Source organism: Aquabacterium lacunae, assembly GCF_004310865.1.
Taxonomy (GTDB): Bacteria; Pseudomonadota; Gammaproteobacteria; order Burkholderiales; family Burkholderiaceae_C; genus Aquabacterium; species Aquabacterium lacunae.
Window position 1 is genome coordinate 512289 of sequence record NZ_SIXI01000002.1, and the last position, 18026, is coordinate 530314.

Genomic DNA, 18026 nt, shown 5'->3' on the forward strand with positions numbered 1-18026 from the left:
TTGGGATGAGCGGCCGCTTCACTTGTGCACGACGGGCAGTTTGCTGGGGATCGCGCCTTTTTTCTTGAGGGCGGCGATGAAGCAAGCTTCCTCCGCATCCAGAGCATCGATTCTGCGCACCAACTTGCCTGCCTTCTTCTCGAAGGAAATTGCGTAAGGAGCCGTAGCGCCTTCAAAATTAACGCATTTGGGGGGCGCGAGTGATTTCGGCAAAGTAAAAATCAATTCACTCACATTCGCGCCCTTCGGAAAAATATCTTTAGGACCGATTTTTTCCGGATAAACAATGCCGTCTTTGTTAGGCGGCTTATGGCGATATGCCTGAAAAGAAGAGCTCATTGCGATCAAGCACAAGGATTCTGAATCCAGGTTACTCAACTGCAACTCAGGCTCACTTGGGTCATCATCAAAAACACGCCATGTAGGCTGCAGGCCCAGCGCTCTTGAACTTTCCATGAACTTTTGAATGTCACAAATACGCTGGGAGAAAATATCTTTCATCACCTCGAACTCGCCGTTATTGATGAATTTAGCCGGCGATACAGGCTCGCCAAATGCAGAATTTGCAAGCACCGTGAAGCCAACCCCTAGAAAAAACCTATTCAACCCATGGCGTGACAAAATCCGGGCATGACACTTTGTACGAATCATGGTGCAAATGCGTAAGGCATCACTGAGGTCAGGTCACACACGGCACTTGCCAAGCCTTGCTGCATGGCCGCACGTGAGACGCTTTCGAACTTGAGCTGGCTGGAGGCCACCTTGACACCCGGAACTGACGATATGGCGAACAATTCCAGATCGCCGCCAACAAGGCGATAAGCCAAAGAAAAATCGAACCCGTTACTGAGATCGGAATCACGATAATTGCCCATGATTCGCTGCACTTTCACAAGACTGGCCTTGTCACCACTGACAGCGGAAAGCATCAAGGTCGGCGTGATGGTGCTGGGACGCTTACGCAAATATGCCAATTCAAAACGACCAATCGACGGTTCACCGCACAGATATAAATCCTTGGGGAGGCGCCCGTGAAAATAGTCCTCGATCAATTTCCTTGACTGCGGCTTTGTCGCGCCATCCATGTCTGTGACAAGCACAACATAGCCTTCACGAGAGCCCGCGAATGCACTCCCAGAGAGCATCAAATCAGCACACAACAAAACAAAAACAAGATATCGGTGCAACAAGCCTTGCCTTTCCTTATTTCCTCGCGATAAATACAACCTGAAGGGGTGTCAGCCTAGGGAGGGTCTGCACAAATGAGCGCTACCCCTCCTTAGTGTCGTCCTCGTACATCTGGGCAAGCAGTTCGCCCATCTCGGCCAGTGCCTTGTTGACCATCGTGCGGATGACCCGCAACGGGTGATTGGATGGCACTAAGTCGTCGAGCTTCTTGAAGGTGAACAGGCCGTCGGTGGAGGTGTCGGCGCCGCGCATGGGGTGTCGCTTCAGGTCGCTGAGGTGCTACGCTGGTAACGCATCACGCCAATGGGGTGTGGAATTGTTGGGTGTTTCAGCAGCCTGATAGAGCCTCGAAAACCCCCACAAAGACGCAAGCACGGGCTCGTTTACGGTCGACAGCGCCATATCGGGCTTACCTGCCACCTTCAGTGGTCATTTGTGCAGACCTTCCTTAGCCAATCATGACTCATGGAGAGAAATGAGCATCAAATACCGAGGCCGCCGAACAGAGCGCGAAATCCAAGGAATTCAATGAATTTTTACGCACGGGGAAATATTTAGAAAAAACTGCGCCCATTGAAATACCACGGATGGCAAATCCATTCTTTTCAGCCCTCACAAGATACGCCCCATCAAAACCAGATGATATTTGTTCATCTTGATATATCACCATGGACTTTGAAAAGTCTTTGGCAGCAACCGCATCCCCCTTCGAGAGCAAATTCAACTTTTCGCGGGAAATCTTGATCGGTTGCGTCTTGAAATAAGCCACATCAATCCAATCACCCCTTCGATCATCCCAACAGCTCGAGACACTGGAAGCATCAAGTGATGAACGGTACTTCGAGAAAAGCATCTTGAATTGCTGATCAGATGTCAAATCAAGAAAAACAACCTTATACCCTTTCACGCCAGCCAGAGCGTGACTGCAAGAGACAAGAAAAAACAAAATAATGAACGAACGAAAAAGATCCGCCATTACCGATCCTTTGCGAGAGCCTTACGCTTGTAAGCCAAATTACCAGCAATATCCCGATTAAGCGCCACAACATCCAATTCAGCAAGACCCCAAGATCCTCCGACCTGTCCGCACACACAGAGGGAACACTCGGGATGAGCGGCCGGATCACTTGTGCGAAACGGGCATCTTGCTGGGGATCGCGCCTTTTTTCTTGAGGGCGGCGATGAAGCAGTCTTCGTCGGCATCTGTTCGATCGATTCGGCGGACGAGCTTGCCGTTTTTCTTCTCGATGATGATCACGTAGGGAACGAGCGGCCCTCCAAAGGTGATGCACTTTTCCGTAACTGGAGATTTCGGCAATGAAAAGTATAGTCTGTTGACCCTAGCACCATTTGGAAAAACATCTCCACGTCCTACTACTGCCGAGCGATGAGAGCCATCTTGGTTGCGACTAACTCGATACGCTTTAAACGACGAACTCAAAGAGATCAAGCATAGAGAATCGCTATCAAGATCGGACAAAGGACTTTCTCCATTGACTGGGTCATCATCAAATTGACGCCAAGTAGGCAAAAACCCAAGCGCCTTAGACACACTCAAGAATCTATCAGAATCACAAACGCTGGACGAAAATGCATCGAGAACCTTGCGAAAATCCATTCCATCTATATATTCGACTCGACCCAAGGATTTAGCCAAAACACCGTGAGCCAGAAAACAAAAAACCAATGGAATAAAAAATCGAAAAGACATGGAAAATTTAAACAAACTAGGTAGTCTTTGTTTCATCACCAGTACCATCCCCAATAAAACTCTTCAAGTCAGCCATCTTTCTAACCTCAACAAGATCACCGCCAGACGACAAAATATCGGAGGATACTTGCGCATACTCTATAGGCACAAAAAAACCCACCAATTTACACCCAAGAGCTCCCATGTAGGCTCTCAAATGAGAGTTTAAAGTAATGCTTTCGCCTTGATTCCCCCCCAGCACAGCATAGTCCCCACCCCCAAGACTCGAAAGTATAAAGGCTGTGTGTCCATTCCCATAATCAGGATTGGTATGCTTATAAACCACAATTGCCCCGTATATTGGAGCACCGATCTTGATGAATTTTTTACTTCTTGCCGCGAACTGAGAATTCGGATCCCGAGTAAAGGAGAAGCCACGTTCCTTGAGACAATAATTCACAAACGATGCGCACCACGCTGTTTCCATTGTGGGAGTACGCTCCCCCACAACAACGCCAACTTCTTTGTGATAATTGTCTGAAATTACCCCCTTTGACCCCGCACCTTTTTTGTTTTTTGTATCTGACGCCTTCTTCGATTCATGGTATCCAGCCCACTGCTTAGCTTCACGAATCGCCACCTCCATCCAGGGCGCTCTCCGCTGAGCAGGGTCCACCAGCGCCAGCGGTTGACCTTTGCCACTCACCACAGGCTTTGTTGGCTCCGCAGCTTTCGGCCGCACCTTGGCCACTTCACTTGAAGTTACCGCAGAAGCCGCTTTCGCACCCGCAGGCCCATAGACATTGATCTTCTGCCCAGGAAAAATCAGGCTTCCTTTGACGATACCCTGGTTGTTCTTCCTGAGCTCAGCGACTGTGGTTTTGAACTTCTGGGCGATCTTGGTCAGGTTGTCACCGCTTTGGACCACATAGACCAAGGGCTTCTGGTCAGCCGCCGATTTTGGCTTGGCCTCCTGGCTGCTCATCCTCGCAGTGCCGTGGTACCTCTGCTGATCCACAGTGGCCAGCAGCTGCCGGGATGCCTTGCCAGTCACGAATTCGTAGACACACTCCCAAATGCCGCTGAGATTCTTGAGAGAAATCTCAACCGATACGTTTTCCGACAAGTGAACAATGGGCGGTATGGCACCCTGGCCATTGGTTCTCACCACATACTCTTTGCCAGAGTAATCAACCTTCACGTCTTCGCCAGCAATCGGTCGCGCGCCGTCAGACAAGGTGAGCTGCGTGGCGTGAACCCATTTTTCTTTCCGTGTGTCGGCCTTGGCATTGAAGCCCTCTCTGGACTCCATGGCGCGCATCATGGCGTCAAGCTGCTGGTCGCTGAAGCTGCTCAGCGCTTTGTCACGAGGCAGCCCCGTTTTTTTGACAATGTGCTCGATGTAGGCATCGGTGTCATTTTCAGAGCGCGGCGCATAGATCTCCATGGCCTCGGGGATCGTGTACGCATTGTATTTGCGTCGCAAGAGCTCTTTTTTGGCTCTTCGTCCAATCTCATAGCTGGGAAAAATGCAGAACTCGCCACTGGCGGTCTTGCCCGTACCGATGCGCAAGCTCGCGTTGGTCGGAGCAGGACGAATGTTCCCGGGGTTATTGAATCGCCAGGCGATCGTACCCCCTGAGCGCAGAAAATGGCTGCCGTCATCTGCCAAATAATCGACAGTGAGCGTTGGCCTGTCAAAAGAAGCTGCAACAAATCTTGCCATGGAGGTCACCGAGGCAGGTTTTTGAGTTGTTTCCGAAGTTCTTCGTCAACGCTGATACGCGGCGCAGAAGGCGTGGTTTTTTTTCCCTTCTGGATGAACTGGTAAGGAAACTCTTCTTCATCACCTTTTTTGAGCACGTAGCGCTCGACCGTCAGATCGCCCGGCTCAGCCCAGCCATTCTTTGTGTCTTGGCGTACCTTGATCAAATACAATGCATTGCCCTGACGTTGTACGGCCAAGTCCGAAAACAGCCACTCCCCGCCCGATGCGGAGGACGTCGTCAGCACCGTTTCTCCCGGCTTGGCACCGTTGAGCGGGATGACATACAGGTGCTTCTTGTCTGTCGGCTCAAAGTAGAAGGTGTAGGCGCGCTCGTCGAAACTGTTCCGATTGGTGTACCGTGCAGCGATCAACTGGATCTCACCGTCGTCCACTTTCCAACTGTAGCGACCGGGCGTGTAGGGCACGGGCTGGGCCCAAACGGCAGAGCCCATCAAAGCGACAGCGAGCACTGCAGCCCATGGCAGAAGGCACTTATTCATCAACGTCTCCAGGGCGTCCCATGATCTTCGCGAGGATGGCAGGGGCAAGAAAATCTCCCTCGACAGGATCTGAGGCGGTCAGCTTTTCGAGGTAAGGATCGTGTTCAGCCGAGGTGTGGAGTTCATCCAAGAACTCATCGTCCGCTGAAGGTTTGAGAATCTCGGTGACTTGCACTCGATTCGAGCCAATCGTGAGTGTCAGCTTCTCTGCACCCGATGTTTCAACGCGGGGCAGTCTGCCGTCTGGCCCCACGACCCCACTGGCCAGAATCTTTCCGGCTTCGTCCTTGATGGAGAAGGCCTTGCCAACCCAGCCAAGGTCTTCAGCCATGGCGTCGGAGCCGGCAGGCGCAAATCTGAGGCTGTGGTGCACGCCAAAGCCCACGGGCTCGAAGTTCGGGAATACATGGCCCATGCTGCCGCCCCCCACCATCGACTTCTTCCCCGCCTTCACCGTGATCTTCCCCGGGCACTGCGCCGTGAAGCTCCCACCCTCGATCGTGATGCTGGCGCCACCGCTCACGGCCAGCACCACTTTCTTGGCGGCGGCAATGTTCACCACGCCGTTGGCGGTCTTGATCTCCAGCGTGCCTTTGGCGGCCACCTGGGCAGGGCCGGCCTGGGCTTGAAGGTCAATGGGGCCTTGGGCGGCGATCAGGCTCAGGCCCTTGCCTGCGGCCTGGTCGCCCGGCTGCATGGCACCGGCCAGCAGGCCAATGGCTTGCGCGGTGTGCACGCGGGCCTGGCCGCCCACGGCCCAGTGGGTGTCCTGGCCGCTGGCCACCACGGTGGTGTCCTGGCTGCTGATGTGCAGGTCTTGCCCGGCGCTCAGGCCCACGCCGGCTTTGCCCACCAGGGCCACATGGGGGTGAGCCATGTGGGGCACCTTGCCGGGCGTGGTGGCGGTGGCTTGGCTGGCGGCGTCGGTGCAGGCTTCGGGCAGGCTGCTGGCGTTCACCATGCCGGCCAGGCTGTGGCTCAGCGCCTCGGCCGGGGCACGCTGTTCGCTCAGGCTGCATTGGCCAGCGCGGCTGCTGCCGGCCGCGCTGGCCAGGCCCACGGTCTGGTGGGTGCGCGCCGCCTGCTGAAAGGCCGCGGCCAGTTGCTGCGCCTGGCGGGCCAAGGCCAGGCCGGGCGCGTTGTCGCCCGCGGGTTCGGGCGTCTGGCCCGGGCCGTTGCGCAAGGCGTAGGTGCTCAGCAGCAGGCCTTGTGCGGCGCGCACGGCGCCCCAGGCGTCGGTACGCAGCTCGAAGCCTTCGCCACGGAAGCTGCCGCGGTGGTTGTCGGCCTGGTGCAGCAGGTGGCCCATTTGCAGCCAGGTCTGGGCCTGGGTGGTGTGCAGTTGCAGGCGCTGCTGGGCAGGGGTGTCGTCAAACACCAGCTGGTTGTGGCCGGTGCCGCCAAACTCTTTGCTCTTGACGCCGCTCAGGGCTGCGGCGTTGTTCTGGGCGGGATGCTCAAGGGCGGCTTCGCCCGCGGCGGCGCCGTGCCAGGCGGGGCTGTTGCCGCCGCTGCCTGAGCCCACCAGGTTCAGCTGGCTGGCCGGCTGGTGGTCGGTGGATGCGGCCAGGGCGCTGCGTTCGGGGCTGGCGGGCTCACCGCCAGGGGTGCGGGGCACGCCGCTTTCGCCGCGGCCGTTGTACAGGCTGCCCACCACCACGGGGCGGTCGATGTCCTGGCCCAGGAAGCCCACCAGCACTTCCTGCCCGATGCGTGGCAGGTGCACCTGGCCCATGCCGGCACCGGCCGAGCGTTGCGCCACGCGCAGCCAGCAGCTGTGCGCGGTGTTGGCGCGTTGCGGGGCATGGGCAGCCGCCTGCCAGTGGAACTGCACCTTGATGCGGCCCAGGGCGTCGGTGTACAGCTCTTGCTCGCCTTGGGCCTGGGTGCTGCCATCAGGCCCGACCACGATGGCGGTTTGGGGGCCCGGGGCCGTGGGCCGAGGGCGCAGGCGCCAGCCGGTTTCGTCCAGCAGCACAGGGCGCCAGGGCACGTTGCGGCGCACGGCCTGGAACTGCATGGCAAAGCCGCTGCGCTCGGCCTGCTGCACCAGTTGCGGCAGGGCCAGGTCAGGCGTGGCGCGCTGGTGTTGCACGGCCTCGAAGGTGTCGTGCAGCACGGCCTGGATGTCGGCGCCCAGGTGGCGGGCCAGGTGCTCGTTCAGCTCACGCGGCAGGTTGTTGATGCCCACGCTGTGCACATGCGTGCAGAAGAACTCGCGCTCGCCGCTGCCTTGTGTGGCCGCGCCTTCGGCGGCGGCGTCTTCGGCCAGGGCTTTCTGCAAGGCCTCGAAAGCCTGCAGGGTGTCCAGCGTGCTTTGGGTGACGCTGCACCAGCGGCCCGGTCGCAGGGTGCGCACCGTGCCGCGGCCCAGCCAGGTCTTGAGGCGGGCTTCGCGGGCTTCTTGCAGGCGGGTGGCGGCAAAGCGGGCTTCGTCAGTGTTGCTGAACAGGAAGCAGCCTGTGGGGTCGTAGCTGCTCAGCCACGTCTGCAGCGACTGGGCCTCGGGCCCACCCCAGCTGACGGCACTGGGCGCATCGGCCGTGATGGCGGCATGGGCCTTGTAGTCCCAGCCCAGCACGGTGGTGTGGATGGCCTGCATCTCGCGCCAGCTGCCCAGGGCCTGGATGGCGTCGTCGATTTCCTGGCTGCTGGCGCGGTGAAAGCGGATGCCGCCTTGCGCCTGGCTGCTGTCGTCTTGGGGTTGCTGGCGGCTGCTGACGAAGAACACCATCCGGTGGCCACCCGGTGCGCTGGCGTCTTCTTCCACGCGCCAGCCAATGCCTTCTTCGGCCAGCAGGCGCTGGATGAAATCGAAGTCAGACTCGCGGTATTGCGTGCAGTGGGCGCGTTGGCCCTGGTTGCGCGCAAACAGGCCTTGGGCCACATGCTGGGGCACGTCGTCGTCCCAGCGCCATGCAGCAATGCCGGCGTGGTCGGCCAGCACGTCGTCAACGATGTCGATCAGGCTGAGGTCTTGCCAGGTGCGGCTGCAGCGGGTGTGCGCCAGCAGGGCCACCCAGGGGCGCACCACCAGGGTGTAGCGGGCAAAGCCGCCGTCTGATTCTTGCGCGATGGCTTCGGTGACATAACCGCTGCGGCGGGTGTCGCTGCCGTCGGCCAGGCGCGTGACCAGGGTGACGGGTCGCGCATACAGGGCTTCGAGCGGCAAGGCCGCATCACGGCTCAGGGTGTGCAGGTGCAGGGTGTAAGGCTGCGAGAGGTCATCGACCAGCACAAAGCCTTCGACCATCAAGTCAGCCAGGGGGCCTGCGGACTGCCCCGGCGTGTCGAACGTTTCGAGCGTGTACAGCCGCGTGTGCGAATGCCATTGCTGCAGCAAGGCCTCGATGGCCTGTGGCACTGCCTGAGACAGCGCCGTGGCCAGCGTGCCTGACACCATGGAAGATGCCATGTGGTCCCTGAGTGAGTCTTTGATTGGAAGACCGCATCATAGGGAGTTGGCTCGCTGGCCTCGGCCCCCATTGCTGGGGATGCTGAAACAAGTTGTTAATCAGGCTTTGAGGGCCTGACGCAGTGCCGTCTTGAGCTGCTCGCCGATCTCGGGCTTGCCTGCGAAGGGGTCGGTGGGGTTGCGGGCCTGCACCACATCTTCCAGGCGGGTCTGCACCATGCCCAGGGCCTGCGGGTGGGTGTACAGGTAGAACTGGCCCTGGGCCACGCCCTCGTACACGATGCGGGCCACATCGGCGGCCGTGACCTTGCCCGAGCTCACGGCCTTGTTCACCATGGCCTGCGCGATCATCTGGCTGGGGGTGACACGCGTGTCGCCCTTCATGTCGTCGGGGCGGTTGCGGTGCGACTGGCTGATGCCGGTGGGCACGAAGTACGGGCACAGCACCGAGGCGCGCACCTGGTCGGACACCAGCACCAGATCCTGGTAAAGCGTTTCCGACAGGCTGACCACAGCGTGCTTGGTCACGTTGTACACACCCATGTTGGGCGCGTTGAGCAGGCCCGCCATCGAGGCCACGTTCACGATGTGGCCTCGCCATTGCGGGTCGGCCTGGGCCGCGGCCAGCATCAGGGGCGTGAAGATGCGCACGCCATGGGCCACCCCCATGAGGTTCACGCCCAGCACCCATTCCCAGTCTTTCTGGGTGTGTTCCCAGATCAGGCCACCGGCGCCCACGCCGGCGTTGTTGACCACCAGGTGCGGTGCGCCGAAGCGCTCCATACACAGGTCGGCCAGGGCCTGCACGTCTTCGCTGCGTGACACGTCGCCGCGCAGAGCCGCCACCTTGGCGCCGTGCCCTTTCAGCTCGACCACCGCGGCGTCGAGTGCGTCGGCCTGCACATCGGTCAGCACCAGGTTCAGGCCACGCTGCGCGCCCAGGCGGGCCAGTTCAAGACCGAAGCCGCTGCCCGCCCCGGTGATCACGGCCGTGTGTCCACGGCCCAGTTCAATGCCTTGCATCGCTGTTCTCCCTTGGGGTTACACCAGCTTGACCAGCTGCTTGCCGAAGTTGCGGCCCTTGAGCAGGCCCAGGAAGGCCTCGGGCGCACTGGCAATGCCCTGCGCCACCGACTCGCGGAACTTCATGCGGCCTGTGGCCACCATGCCCCCCAGTTCCTGCATCGCTTCGGGCCACACCTCGGGGTGTTCGCTCACGATGAAGCCTTCCACCTTCAGGCGGTTGACCAGGATCAGCGCGGGGTTCTGCAGGGGCGTGGGCTCGCCGTTGTAGCCGGCGATCATGCCGCAGATGGCCACGCGGCCGAAGGCGTTCATGCGCAGCAGCACCGAGTCGAGGATCATGCCGCCCACGTTCTCGAAGTAGCCGTCGATGCCGTTGGGCGTGGCTTCTTTCAGGGCCTTGTAGAAGGACCTGGCATCGGCATGGGCCTTGTAGTCGATGCAGGCGTCAAAGCCCAGTTCGTTGACCACGTAGGCGCACTTGTCTGCACCACCGGCCACGCCCACCACGCGACAGCCGCGGGCCTTGGCCAGCTGGCCCACCACACTGCCCACGGCACCGCTGGCCGCGCTGACCACCACGGTTTCACCGGCCTTGGGCTGGATGATCTTGATCAGGCCGTAGAAGGCCGTCACGCCGGGCATGCCCACCGAGCCCAGGTAGGCCGACATCGGCACGCGCGAGGTGTCGACCTTGCTGAGCGCCCCGCGCTGGGTGGCATCGACCACGCTGTACTCTTGCCAGCCACCCAGGCCCACCACGTGGTCGCCCACGGCGAACCTGGCGTGCTTGCTGGCCACCACCTCGCCCACGGTGCCGCCGATCATGACCTGGCCCAGGGGCTGGGGTTCGGCGTAGCTCTTGCTGTCGTTCATGCGGCCGCGCATGTACGGGTCAAGCGACAGGTAATGGTGGCGCACCAGCACCTGGCCGTCGGCCAAGGCGTCGGCAGCGGGCACGGGGGTGCTCACCAGCTTGAAGTTGGACACGCTGGCTTCGCCCTGGGGGCGGTTGTCCAGCAGGATCTGTTGGTTCATCAGGGTCATGTCAGACTCCATGTGAAAGATTCAGAGGGTTGATCGGGGCTTGGCCGCCGGGCGCGCTTCGCGGCCGGAGATGGGCAAGGCCCGCAGGAACTTGAAGGTGGCGGTGGCATGGGCACACAGCTGGCCCTGGGCATCGAGCACACGGCCCTCGGTGAAGGCCATCTTCGCGGTGGCTTGCAGCACGCTGCCGCGCACCACCAGCCGGCCCAGGCCGGGCCGCATGAAGCTGGTCTTCATCTCGAGGGTGACCAGGCCAGGTCCGCCGTCGGGCAGGTGCTTGTGCGGGCTGCGGGCCGCGTGCGCCATGGCCACGTCCAGCAGCGACATCAGCACGCCGCCGTGGGCCACGCCGAACGAGTTGGTGTGCACGTCGTCGCGCACGTCCAGCGTGATCTCGGCCTGCCCGTCGTCGTAGAACTGCAGCTCGCAGCCCAGTTGCTCGACGAACGGGATGTGCACGGCGAAAGGGATGGCCATGCTCAGCCGCCCACCAGGGCGCTCACGCCACCATCGACCGCCATGATCTGGCCGGTGATGTGCTTGCCCGCATCCGAGGCAAACAGCAGGGTCAGGCCCTTGAGGTCTTCGTCGTCGCCCAGGCGCTGCAGCGGGGCATGGGCCGCCATCTTGTCTTCACCCACGGCCGACAGCAGGCCCGCCGTCATCTTGCTGGGGAAGAAACCGGGCGCAATGGCGTTCACGTTGATGCCGTGGCGGCCCCACTCACAAGCGAGTGCGCGGGTGAAGTTCACCACCGCGCCCTTGCTGGTGTTGTAGGCGATGGTCTGCATGAAGGCAGGGTTGCCGCCCAGCCCCGCGATGCTGGCCACGTTGATGACGCGGCCGGTGCGGCGCGGGATCATGCTGCGCTTGCCCAGGGCCTGCGCCAGCAGGAAGTAGCCGCGCACGTTCAGGTTGAGCACCTTGTCCCAGGCTTCCAGCGGGTGGTCTTCGGCGGGGGCACCCCAGGTGGCGCCGGCGTTGTTGACCAGGATGTCGATGTCGCCAGCCAGGGCCAGGGCTTCGCTGGCCAGGCGGCTGATGTCGTCAGGCTGGCCCGCGTCGGCGGCGATGAAACTGGCGTCGATGCCGGCGGCCTTGAGGCTGGCCACAGCTTCTTGCAGGTCAGAGGCCTTGCGTGAGCTGACGATGACCCGTGCGCCGGCCTCGCCCAGCGCATGGGCCATCTGCAGGCCCAGGCCGCGCGAACCGCCCGTGACCAGTGCGGTGCGCCCGCTCAGGTCGAAGAGTTGCTGAATGCGTCGAGAGGAACTCATGGAAACGTCCTTGTCAGGTGTCCTGTGGAAAGGCCCGAGGCGACCTCAGACCCAGTAATCGACGACATGGCGGGAGGCCGCCATCTCGCGGATCTGCGCCACCACCTGCTGGTGATGCGGGTGGGGCGCGTACGCGGCCAGGGCGGCCGCATCGGTGAACGTGGAGACCAGCACCACGTCGCAATTGGCTTCGAGCCCGTCGGTCTTGATGCCGACGTCGAATTCGTGCATGCCAGGCACCAGGCCCTTGCAGGTGTCCAGCAGAGCCTTGACCTTGGGCGCATTCGCAGGGTCCTTGAGGGTGAACATCACGATGTGTCGCAGCATGTCGAACGCTTTCGGAAATCAGAACCAGTCGGCCTGCGCCTGGGCGCAGGTCATGTCGCGGCGCGAGACCACGCCCAGCCAGGCGTCGATCTTGGGCAGCTCGTACGAGAAGAAGTAATCACAGGCCGCCAGCTTGCCCTTCAGGAAGCCCGGGCCCAGGGGCGAAGCGCACCAGTGGCCGCCTTGCTGCGCCGCCTTGGCCGCCAGCGCCAGCTCCAGCCACACCCAGGCCAGCACCGTGTGCCCGAAGGCCTGCATGTAGCAGGTGGCGTTGGCCAGGGCTTCGTCGGGCTGGTTCGTGGCCCAGGCGGCCTTGGTGGTGGCGCCCACTTTCTGCAGGGCACCGGCCAGGGCATTGGCGTGCACGGCCAGGCCTTCGACCTGCCCGGCCTGCTGCACGGTCTGGCTGATGCGCTCGGCCAGCACGCTCAAAGCCTTGCCGCCGTTCATCACGACCTTGCGGCCCAGCAGGTCCAGACCCTGGATGCCATGGGTGCCTTCGTGGATCATGTTCAGGCGGTTGTCGCGCCAGTACTGCTCGACCGGGAAATCACGCGTGTAGCCGTAGCCGCCATGGATCTGGATGGCCAGCGAGTTGGCCTCTTGCGCCCATTCGCTGGGCCAGCTCTTGGCAATGGGCGTGAGCAACTCCAGCAGCAGGCCGGCTTTCTCGGCCTGCTCGGGGGTGCCGGTCTGTTCGTCGTCGATCAGCTGGGCACACAGCAGGCCCAGGCCCAGGCCACCTTCCACGATGGCCTTTTGCGCCATCAGCATGCGCTTGACGTCGGCGTGTTCCACGATGGGCACTTGCGGGCGCGAGGCGTCTTTGCCGGCGGCGCTGGCATGACGGCCCTGCGGGCGTTGCTGCGCATAGGCCAGCGAGGCTTCGTAGCCGGCGTAGCCCAGCATGGTCGCACCCAGGCCCACACCGGTGCGGGCCTCGTTCATCAGCGTGAACATGCACTTGAGGCCTTCGCCTGGCTTGCCAATCAGGTAGCCCACGGCACCGGCCTGCCCGTTGACGGGGAACTTGCCTTCACCAAAGTTCAGCAGGGTGTTGACCGTGCCGCGGTAGCCGCACTTGTGGTTCAGGCCGGCCAGGGCCACATCGTTGCGGGTGGCCGTGATGGTGCCGTCAGGCTTGACCAGCTTGCGCGGCACGATGAACAGCGAGATGCCTTTCACGCCAGGAATGGTCTTGCCATCGGGCCCCGGGATCTTGGCCAGCACCAGATGCACGATGTTCTCGCCCATCTCGTGCTCGCCGCCCGAGATCCACATCTTGTTGCCCGTGAGGCGGTGGCGTGGGCCCAGCGGGTCGTCGGCCCAGGACAAGCCACTGCCGTCACCCGCCACATCAGGCACGGCCTTGGTGGCGATGTCGGACAGGCTGGAGCCGGCTTGCGGCTCACTCAGGCACATGGTGCCGAAGGTGCGGCCCTCCAGCCCGGGCTTGGCGAACACCTCGATCTGGCGCGGCGTGCCGTGGGCCACGATGGTGTTGGCGTTGCCCCGCGTCAGCATGGGGTAAGCCGCCAGGGCAATCGAGGCCTTGTAGAAAAAGCTCATCGACGCAATCTCGACCACGGTGGGCAGCTGCATGCCGCCCAGTTCGGCGTCTTTGCTGGCCGCCATGAGGCCGGCCTCGCTGAAGGCCTGCAAGGCCCTGGGCGTGACCTCGGGCAAGGTCACGGCATGGCCGTCGAACTCGGGCTCGTGCGTGTCGACCAGGCGGTTGTGGGGGGCGAACTGCTCGGTGGCCAGCTTCTCGCTGAGGTCGAGCACGGCCTCGAAGGTTTCGCGGCTGTGTTCGGCGTGGCGCTCGCGCTGGCACAGCTGTTCGGCGTTCAGCCAGTCATGGAGCAGGAAGTCAACGGTGGCGCGGTGGCTCATGTGCGTGCTTTCAGGTCGGGGTCCGTCCTGCTGTGGCTGGGGGCCAGCCACGATGGCGCAGTGCATGCCAAGTCATGCAGGGGTCAAAGAAAAGGGCCTGCAGCCTTGGGTTCTGCAGGCCCTGCGGGCTCACCGGGTGCGCAGGCGCATCAGGCGGCGTTGTTGAAGGTCTTGCCCTCGGCGGCCAGCTTGGCCAGCACCGGGGCGGGTTGCCAGAAGCTGGCGTCGTCACGGGGGTTCTTCGCGTAAGCGGCCATCTGCTCGACCACCTTGCCCAGGCCCAGCATGTCGGCGTACAGCATGGGGCCACCGCGGAACAGCGGGAAACCATAGCCGGTCAGGTAGACCATGTCGATGTCGGAAGCCTTCGAGGCAATGCCCTCTTCCAGGATGTGGGCGCCTTCGTTGACCAGCGCCAGGATCAGGCGGCCCACGATCTCTTCGTCAGAGATCTGGCGCGGTGTGATGCCCAGGCTTTCGCGGTGCTTGACCAGCATCTCTTCGACCACGGCCGAAGGCACAGGCTCTCGCTTGCCAGCTTCGTAGTCGTACCAGCCTGCGCCGGTCTTCTGGCCGAAGCGGCCCAGCTCGCACAGCTTGTCGGCCGTGGCGCTGTAGCGCATGTTGGGCTTTTCCTGGTAGCGGCGCTTGCGGATGGCCCAGCCAATGTCGTTGCCGGCCAGGTCGCCCATGCGGAACGGGCCCATGGCCATGCCCCATTTTTCAACGGCCTTGTCCACCTGTTGCGGCGTGCAGCCTTCGTCCAGCAGGAAGCCGGCCTGGCGGCTGTATTGCTCGATCATGCGGTTGCCGATGAAGCCATCGCACACGCCCGACACCACGGCGACCTTCTTGATCTTCTTGGCCACGGCCATCACGGTGGCCATGACGTCCTTGGCGGTGTGCTTGCTGCGCACCACTTCCAGCAGGCGCATCACGTTGGCCGGGCTGAAGAAGTGCAGGCCCACCACATCGGCGGGGCGCTTCGTGACTTCAGCGATCTTGTCCACATCCAGCGTGGAAGTGTTCGAGGCCAGGATGGCACCGGGTTTCATCACGCTGTCGAGCTGGGTGAACACCTGCGACTTGACGCCCATGTCTTCGAACACGGCCTCGATCACCATGTCGGCCTGGGCGATGTCGTCGTAGCTCAGGGTGGTGGTGAGCAGGGCCATGCGGGCGTCGAGCTTGTCTTGCGACAGCTTGCCCTTGGCCACCTGGGCTTCGTAGTTCTTGCGGATGATGCCCACGCCGCGGTCCACGGCTTCCTGCTTCATCTCGAGGATGGTGACGGGGATGCCCGCGTTCAGGAAGTTCATGGTGATGCCGCCACCCATGGTGCCGGCGCCGATCACGGCCACTTTCTCGATCTTGCGCAGCGGCGTGTCGGCCGGCACATCGGGGATCTTGCTGGCAGCACGCTCGCCAAAGAAGGCATGGCGCAGGGCGCGGGCCTGGTCGGAGGTGACCAGCTTTTCAAACACCTCGCGCTCGAAGGCGATGCCGGCATTCAGGTCGAGCTTCGTGGCGGCTTCCACGCAATCGACGCAGCGCTGCGGCGCTTCCAGGTTGCGGCGGGTCTTGGCCAGCTCGGCGCGGGCCTTGTTGAAGGCCTCGGCATCGGCCGGGGCGGCCACGCTCAGGTCACGCACCGAAGGCAGGGGGCGCACGGCGGCCACGTCCTTGGCGAAGGCCAGGGCGCCAGCCAGCAGGTCACCCTCGACCAGGCGATCGAACAGCTTCTGGCCTGGGGCCTTGGCCAGCTTGTCGCTGGGCACCGAGGCACCGGTGGTGATCATCTGCAGGGCGGCATCCACACCCAGCACGCGGGGCAGTCGCTGCGTGCCACCCGCGCCCGGCACGATGCCGATGTTCACTTCGGGCAACGCGATCTGGGCGCCCGGGGCCACCACGCGGTAGTGGCAGCCCAGGGCCAGCTCCAGCCCACCGCCCATGGCCACACCATGGATGGCCGCCACCACGGGCTTGCCCGATTGCTCGACCTGCTCGATGACCACATGCAGGTTGGGTTCGGCACCGGCCTTGGGCGAGCCGAACTCGCGGATGTCGGCGCCGCCGCAGAACACCTTGCCCGAGCCGATGATGACGATGGCGCTGACGGCGGCATCGGCGTTGGCCTTGGCAATGCCGTCCACGATGCCGGCGCGGGTGCTCTGACCCAGGCCATTGACGGGCGGGTTGTCGAGGGCGATGACGGCCACGCCGTCGGTCACGTTGTAGGTGGTGCTCATACCGAATTCAGTCGTCGAGGGTTGGACCAATGAATCTGAAAAGAATCATTGTACGAATTGAAAAGCCCACGGCACTGGAAGGCAACCGTGGGCTTTAATGAGGTCGGATGAATGTTGACAAGGGGGCTCAGACTTCGAGCCATTCCTTGCGAACCATCTCGTCGGCACGGAGTTCGTCGGGCGTGCCTTCGAACACCACTTCGCCGTGGCCCATCACATAGCAACGCTGGGAAATGTCGAGGGCAATGGTGAGCTTCTGCTCGACCAGCAGCACGCCCAGACCGCGTTTTTTCAGCTCCTTGAGGTACTCGCCCACCAGTTCCACGATCTTGGGGGCGAGGCCTTCGGTGGGCTCGTCGATCATGATCAGGTCGGGGTCGCCCATCAGGGTACGGCACAGGGTCAGCATCTGCTGTTCACCGCCCGAGAGCACGCCGGCCTCGGTGTGCTGGCGCTCTTTCAGGCGGGGGAACATGCCGTACATGTCGTCCAGGCACCAGCGGTTGGCCTTCTTGCGGCCGCTCTGCACGCCCAGCAGCAGGTTCTGCTCCACCGTGAGCTTGGGGAAGATGTCGCGGCTTTCGGGCACGTAGCCGATGCCCTGGCGCGCGATGTCGAAGGTCTTCTGGCCCAGCACGTTCTGGTCGCGCCAGTGCACATGGCCCGAACCTTCGACCAGGCCCATGATGGTCTTGACCAGGGTGGATCGGCCCGAGCCGTTTCGGCCCAGCAAGGCCACGATCTCGCCCGGGTTCACCTGCATGTTCACGCCGTGCAGGATGTGGCTCTTGCCGTAGAAGGCATGGAGGTTGACAACTTTCAGCATGCTCAGGCTCCGTGGTGCGCGGCTTCTGCGGCCTGGTTTTCGGCCAGGGTGGAGCCCAGGTAGGCCTCTTTGACGCGCTCGTTCGAGCGCACCTTGTCAGGCGTGTCGAAGGCGATCACCTCGCCATACACCAGCACGGCGATGCGGTCGGCCAGGCCGAACACCACCCCCATGTCGTGCTCCACGGTCAGCAGGGTCTTGCCTTCGGTCACTTCACGGATCATCTGCACGAAGTTGGCCGTTTCGGATTTGCTCATGCCCGCGGTGGGCTCGTCGAGCAGGATGACGTTGCCGCCGCCGGCGATGGTCACGCCCACTTCCACGGCGCGCTGTTCGGCATAGGTCAGCAGCGAGACGGGCGTGTCGCGCTTGCGGCGCAGGCGGATCATGTCCAGCACCTGCTCGGTACGGGCGTTCACCTCTTTCAGGTCGGTCAGGAAACGCCAGAAGGCGTATCGCTCACCCATGGACCACAGCACGCCACAGCGGATGTTCTCGAACACGCTCAGGCGCGGGAACAGGTTGGACACCTGGAAGCTGCGGGCCAGGCCGCGGCGGTTGATGTCATACGGCCTGTGGCCGTGGATGGGCTGCCCATTGAGCAGGATCTGCCCGCTGGTGGGCGCCATGCGGCCGCTGATCAGGTTGAACAGCGTGGACTTGCCCGCGCCGTTGGGGCCGATCAGGGCCACACGTTCGCCCTGGCGAACCGCCAGTTCGGCGCCTCGGATGATCTCGGTCTTGCCGAACGATTTGCGGACCTGGCGCAGTTCAAGGGCCAGGGCTTGTTGGGTTGCACTCATGGTGTCGACTCCTGGCG

General features: G+C 62.2%; 16 protein-coding genes and 1 pseudogene. All 17 read right to left on the reverse strand.

Going from position 1 to position 18026, the window contains the following annotated elements:
- Positions 1-18: 18 nt before the first annotated feature.
- Positions 19-651: a hypothetical protein gene (locus EYS42_RS06050; protein ID WP_130966946.1), complete on the reverse strand. Its 633-nt coding sequence runs from the start codon at positions 649-651 to the stop codon at positions 19-21.
- Positions 648-1190 (reverse strand): hypothetical protein, encoded by a 543-nt coding sequence (locus tag EYS42_RS06055; RefSeq protein WP_130966947.1) that lies wholly within the window; start codon positions 1188-1190, stop codon positions 648-650. Before EYS42_RS06055 ends, EYS42_RS06050 begins: the two co-directional genes overlap by 4 nt.
- A gap of 82 nt (positions 1191-1272) precedes the next feature.
- Positions 1273-1440, reverse strand: a pseudogene (locus tag EYS42_RS06060) (IS5/IS1182 family transposase); the annotation flags it as partial.
- 211 nt (positions 1441-1651) lie between these two features.
- Entirely contained in the window at positions 1652-2164 is a 513-nt protein-coding gene (locus EYS42_RS06065; RefSeq protein WP_130966948.1) for a hypothetical protein, read from the reverse strand.
- 147 nt (positions 2165-2311) lie between these two features.
- The gene (locus EYS42_RS06070; protein ID WP_130966949.1) at positions 2312-2899 is read right to left on the reverse strand and encodes a hypothetical protein; all 588 of its coding nucleotides are present in this window, start codon (positions 2897-2899) and stop codon (positions 2312-2314) included.
- A gap of 16 nt (positions 2900-2915) precedes the next feature.
- Positions 2916-4604 (reverse strand): LysM peptidoglycan-binding domain-containing protein, encoded by a 1689-nt coding sequence (locus EYS42_RS06075; protein ID WP_130966950.1) that lies wholly within the window; start codon positions 4602-4604, stop codon positions 2916-2918.
- 5 nt (positions 4605-4609) lie between these two features.
- On the reverse strand, positions 4610-5146 hold the full coding sequence (locus EYS42_RS06080) for a hypothetical protein (protein ID WP_130966951.1): 537 nt from the start codon (positions 5144-5146) through the stop codon (positions 4610-4612).
- Positions 5139-8561: a type VI secretion system Vgr family protein gene (locus EYS42_RS06085; RefSeq protein ID WP_130966952.1), complete on the reverse strand. Its 3423-nt coding sequence runs from the start codon at positions 8559-8561 to the stop codon at positions 5139-5141. The genes EYS42_RS06080 and EYS42_RS06085 overlap by 8 nt, the downstream gene beginning before the upstream one ends.
- A gap of 99 nt (positions 8562-8660) precedes the next feature.
- Complete coding sequence (locus EYS42_RS06090) at positions 8661-9584, reverse strand: SDR family oxidoreductase (protein WP_130966953.1); 924 nt, start codon at positions 9582-9584, stop codon at positions 8661-8663.
- 18 nt (positions 9585-9602) lie between these two features.
- The gene (locus EYS42_RS06095; RefSeq protein WP_130966954.1) at positions 9603-10631 is read right to left on the reverse strand and encodes an NADP-dependent oxidoreductase; all 1029 of its coding nucleotides are present in this window, start codon (positions 10629-10631) and stop codon (positions 9603-9605) included.
- A gap of 21 nt (positions 10632-10652) precedes the next feature.
- Entirely contained in the window at positions 10653-11108 is a 456-nt protein-coding gene (locus tag EYS42_RS06100; protein WP_130966955.1) for a PaaI family thioesterase, read from the reverse strand.
- Positions 11109-11110: 2 nt separating this feature from the next.
- On the reverse strand, positions 11111-11908 hold the full coding sequence (locus tag EYS42_RS06105) for an SDR family oxidoreductase (protein WP_130966956.1): 798 nt from the start codon (positions 11906-11908) through the stop codon (positions 11111-11113).
- 45 nt (positions 11909-11953) lie between these two features.
- A complete protein-coding gene (locus tag EYS42_RS06110) occupies positions 11954-12235 on the reverse strand; it encodes a Dabb family protein (protein ID WP_130966957.1) in 282 nt (93 codons plus the stop codon).
- An 18-nt stretch (positions 12236-12253) separates the two neighbouring features.
- Positions 12254-14128, reverse strand: a complete 1875-nt coding sequence (locus tag EYS42_RS06115; RefSeq protein WP_130966958.1) for an acyl-CoA dehydrogenase — start codon at positions 14126-14128, stop codon at positions 12254-12256.
- A 149-nt stretch (positions 14129-14277) separates the two neighbouring features.
- Positions 14278-16380 carry a 3-hydroxyacyl-CoA dehydrogenase NAD-binding domain-containing protein gene (locus EYS42_RS06120; protein ID WP_130966959.1) on the reverse strand — a complete coding sequence of 701 codons (2103 nt, stop codon included), beginning with the start codon at positions 16378-16380 and terminating at the stop codon, positions 14278-14280.
- 127 nt (positions 16381-16507) lie between these two features.
- Positions 16508-17206: an ABC transporter ATP-binding protein gene (locus EYS42_RS06125; protein WP_130966960.1), complete on the reverse strand. Its 699-nt coding sequence runs from the start codon at positions 17204-17206 to the stop codon at positions 16508-16510.
- 2 nt (positions 17207-17208) lie between these two features.
- Positions 17209-18009 carry an ABC transporter ATP-binding protein gene (locus tag EYS42_RS06130; protein ID WP_130966961.1) on the reverse strand — a complete coding sequence of 267 codons (801 nt, stop codon included), beginning with the start codon at positions 18007-18009 and terminating at the stop codon, positions 17209-17211.
- Between the last annotated feature and the right edge of the window lie 17 nt (positions 18010-18026).

Excerpts from the sequence above, each read along its gene's own strand:
- EYS42_RS06050 (WP_130966946.1), bottom strand. The coding sequence starts at position 651 with ATGATTCGTACAAAGTGTCATGCCCGGATTTTGTCACGCCATGGGTTG.
- EYS42_RS06065 (WP_130966948.1), bottom strand. The coding sequence starts at position 2,164 with ATGGCGGATCTTTTTCGTTCGTTCATTATTTTGTTTTTTCTTGTCTCT.
- EYS42_RS06070 (WP_130966949.1), bottom strand. The coding sequence starts at position 2,899 with ATGTCTTTTCGATTTTTTATTCCATTGGTTTTTTGTTTTCTGGCTCAC.
- EYS42_RS06075 (WP_130966950.1), bottom strand. The coding sequence starts at position 4,604 with ATGGCAAGATTTGTTGCAGCTTCTTTTGACAGGCCAACGCTCACTGTC.
- EYS42_RS06080 (WP_130966951.1), bottom strand. The coding sequence starts at position 5,146 with ATGAATAAGTGCCTTCTGCCATGGGCTGCAGTGCTCGCTGTCGCTTTG.
- EYS42_RS06085 (WP_130966952.1), bottom strand. The coding sequence starts at position 8,561 with ATGGCATCTTCCATGGTGTCAGGCACGCTGGCCACGGCGCTGTCTCAG.
- EYS42_RS06090 (WP_130966953.1), bottom strand. The coding sequence starts at position 9,584 with ATGCAAGGCATTGAACTGGGCCGTGGACACACGGCCGTGATCACCGGG.
- EYS42_RS06095 (WP_130966954.1), bottom strand. The coding sequence starts at position 10,631 with ATGACCCTGATGAACCAACAGATCCTGCTGGACAACCGCCCCCAGGGC.
- EYS42_RS06100 (WP_130966955.1), bottom strand. The coding sequence starts at position 11,108 with ATGGCCATCCCTTTCGCCGTGCACATCCCGTTCGTCGAGCAACTGGGC.
- EYS42_RS06105 (WP_130966956.1), bottom strand. The coding sequence starts at position 11,908 with ATGAGTTCCTCTCGACGCATTCAGCAACTCTTCGACCTGAGCGGGCGC.
- EYS42_RS06110 (WP_130966957.1), bottom strand. The coding sequence starts at position 12,235 with ATGCTGCGACACATCGTGATGTTCACCCTCAAGGACCCTGCGAATGCG.
- EYS42_RS06115 (WP_130966958.1), bottom strand. The coding sequence starts at position 14,128 with ATGAGCCACCGCGCCACCGTTGACTTCCTGCTCCATGACTGGCTGAAC.
- EYS42_RS06120 (WP_130966959.1), bottom strand. The coding sequence starts at position 16,380 with ATGAGCACCACCTACAACGTGACCGACGGCGTGGCCGTCATCGCCCTC.
- EYS42_RS06125 (WP_130966960.1), bottom strand. The coding sequence starts at position 17,206 with ATGCTGAAAGTTGTCAACCTCCATGCCTTCTACGGCAAGAGCCACATC.
- EYS42_RS06130 (WP_130966961.1), bottom strand. The coding sequence starts at position 18,009 with ATGAGTGCAACCCAACAAGCCCTGGCCCTTGAACTGCGCCAGGTCCGC.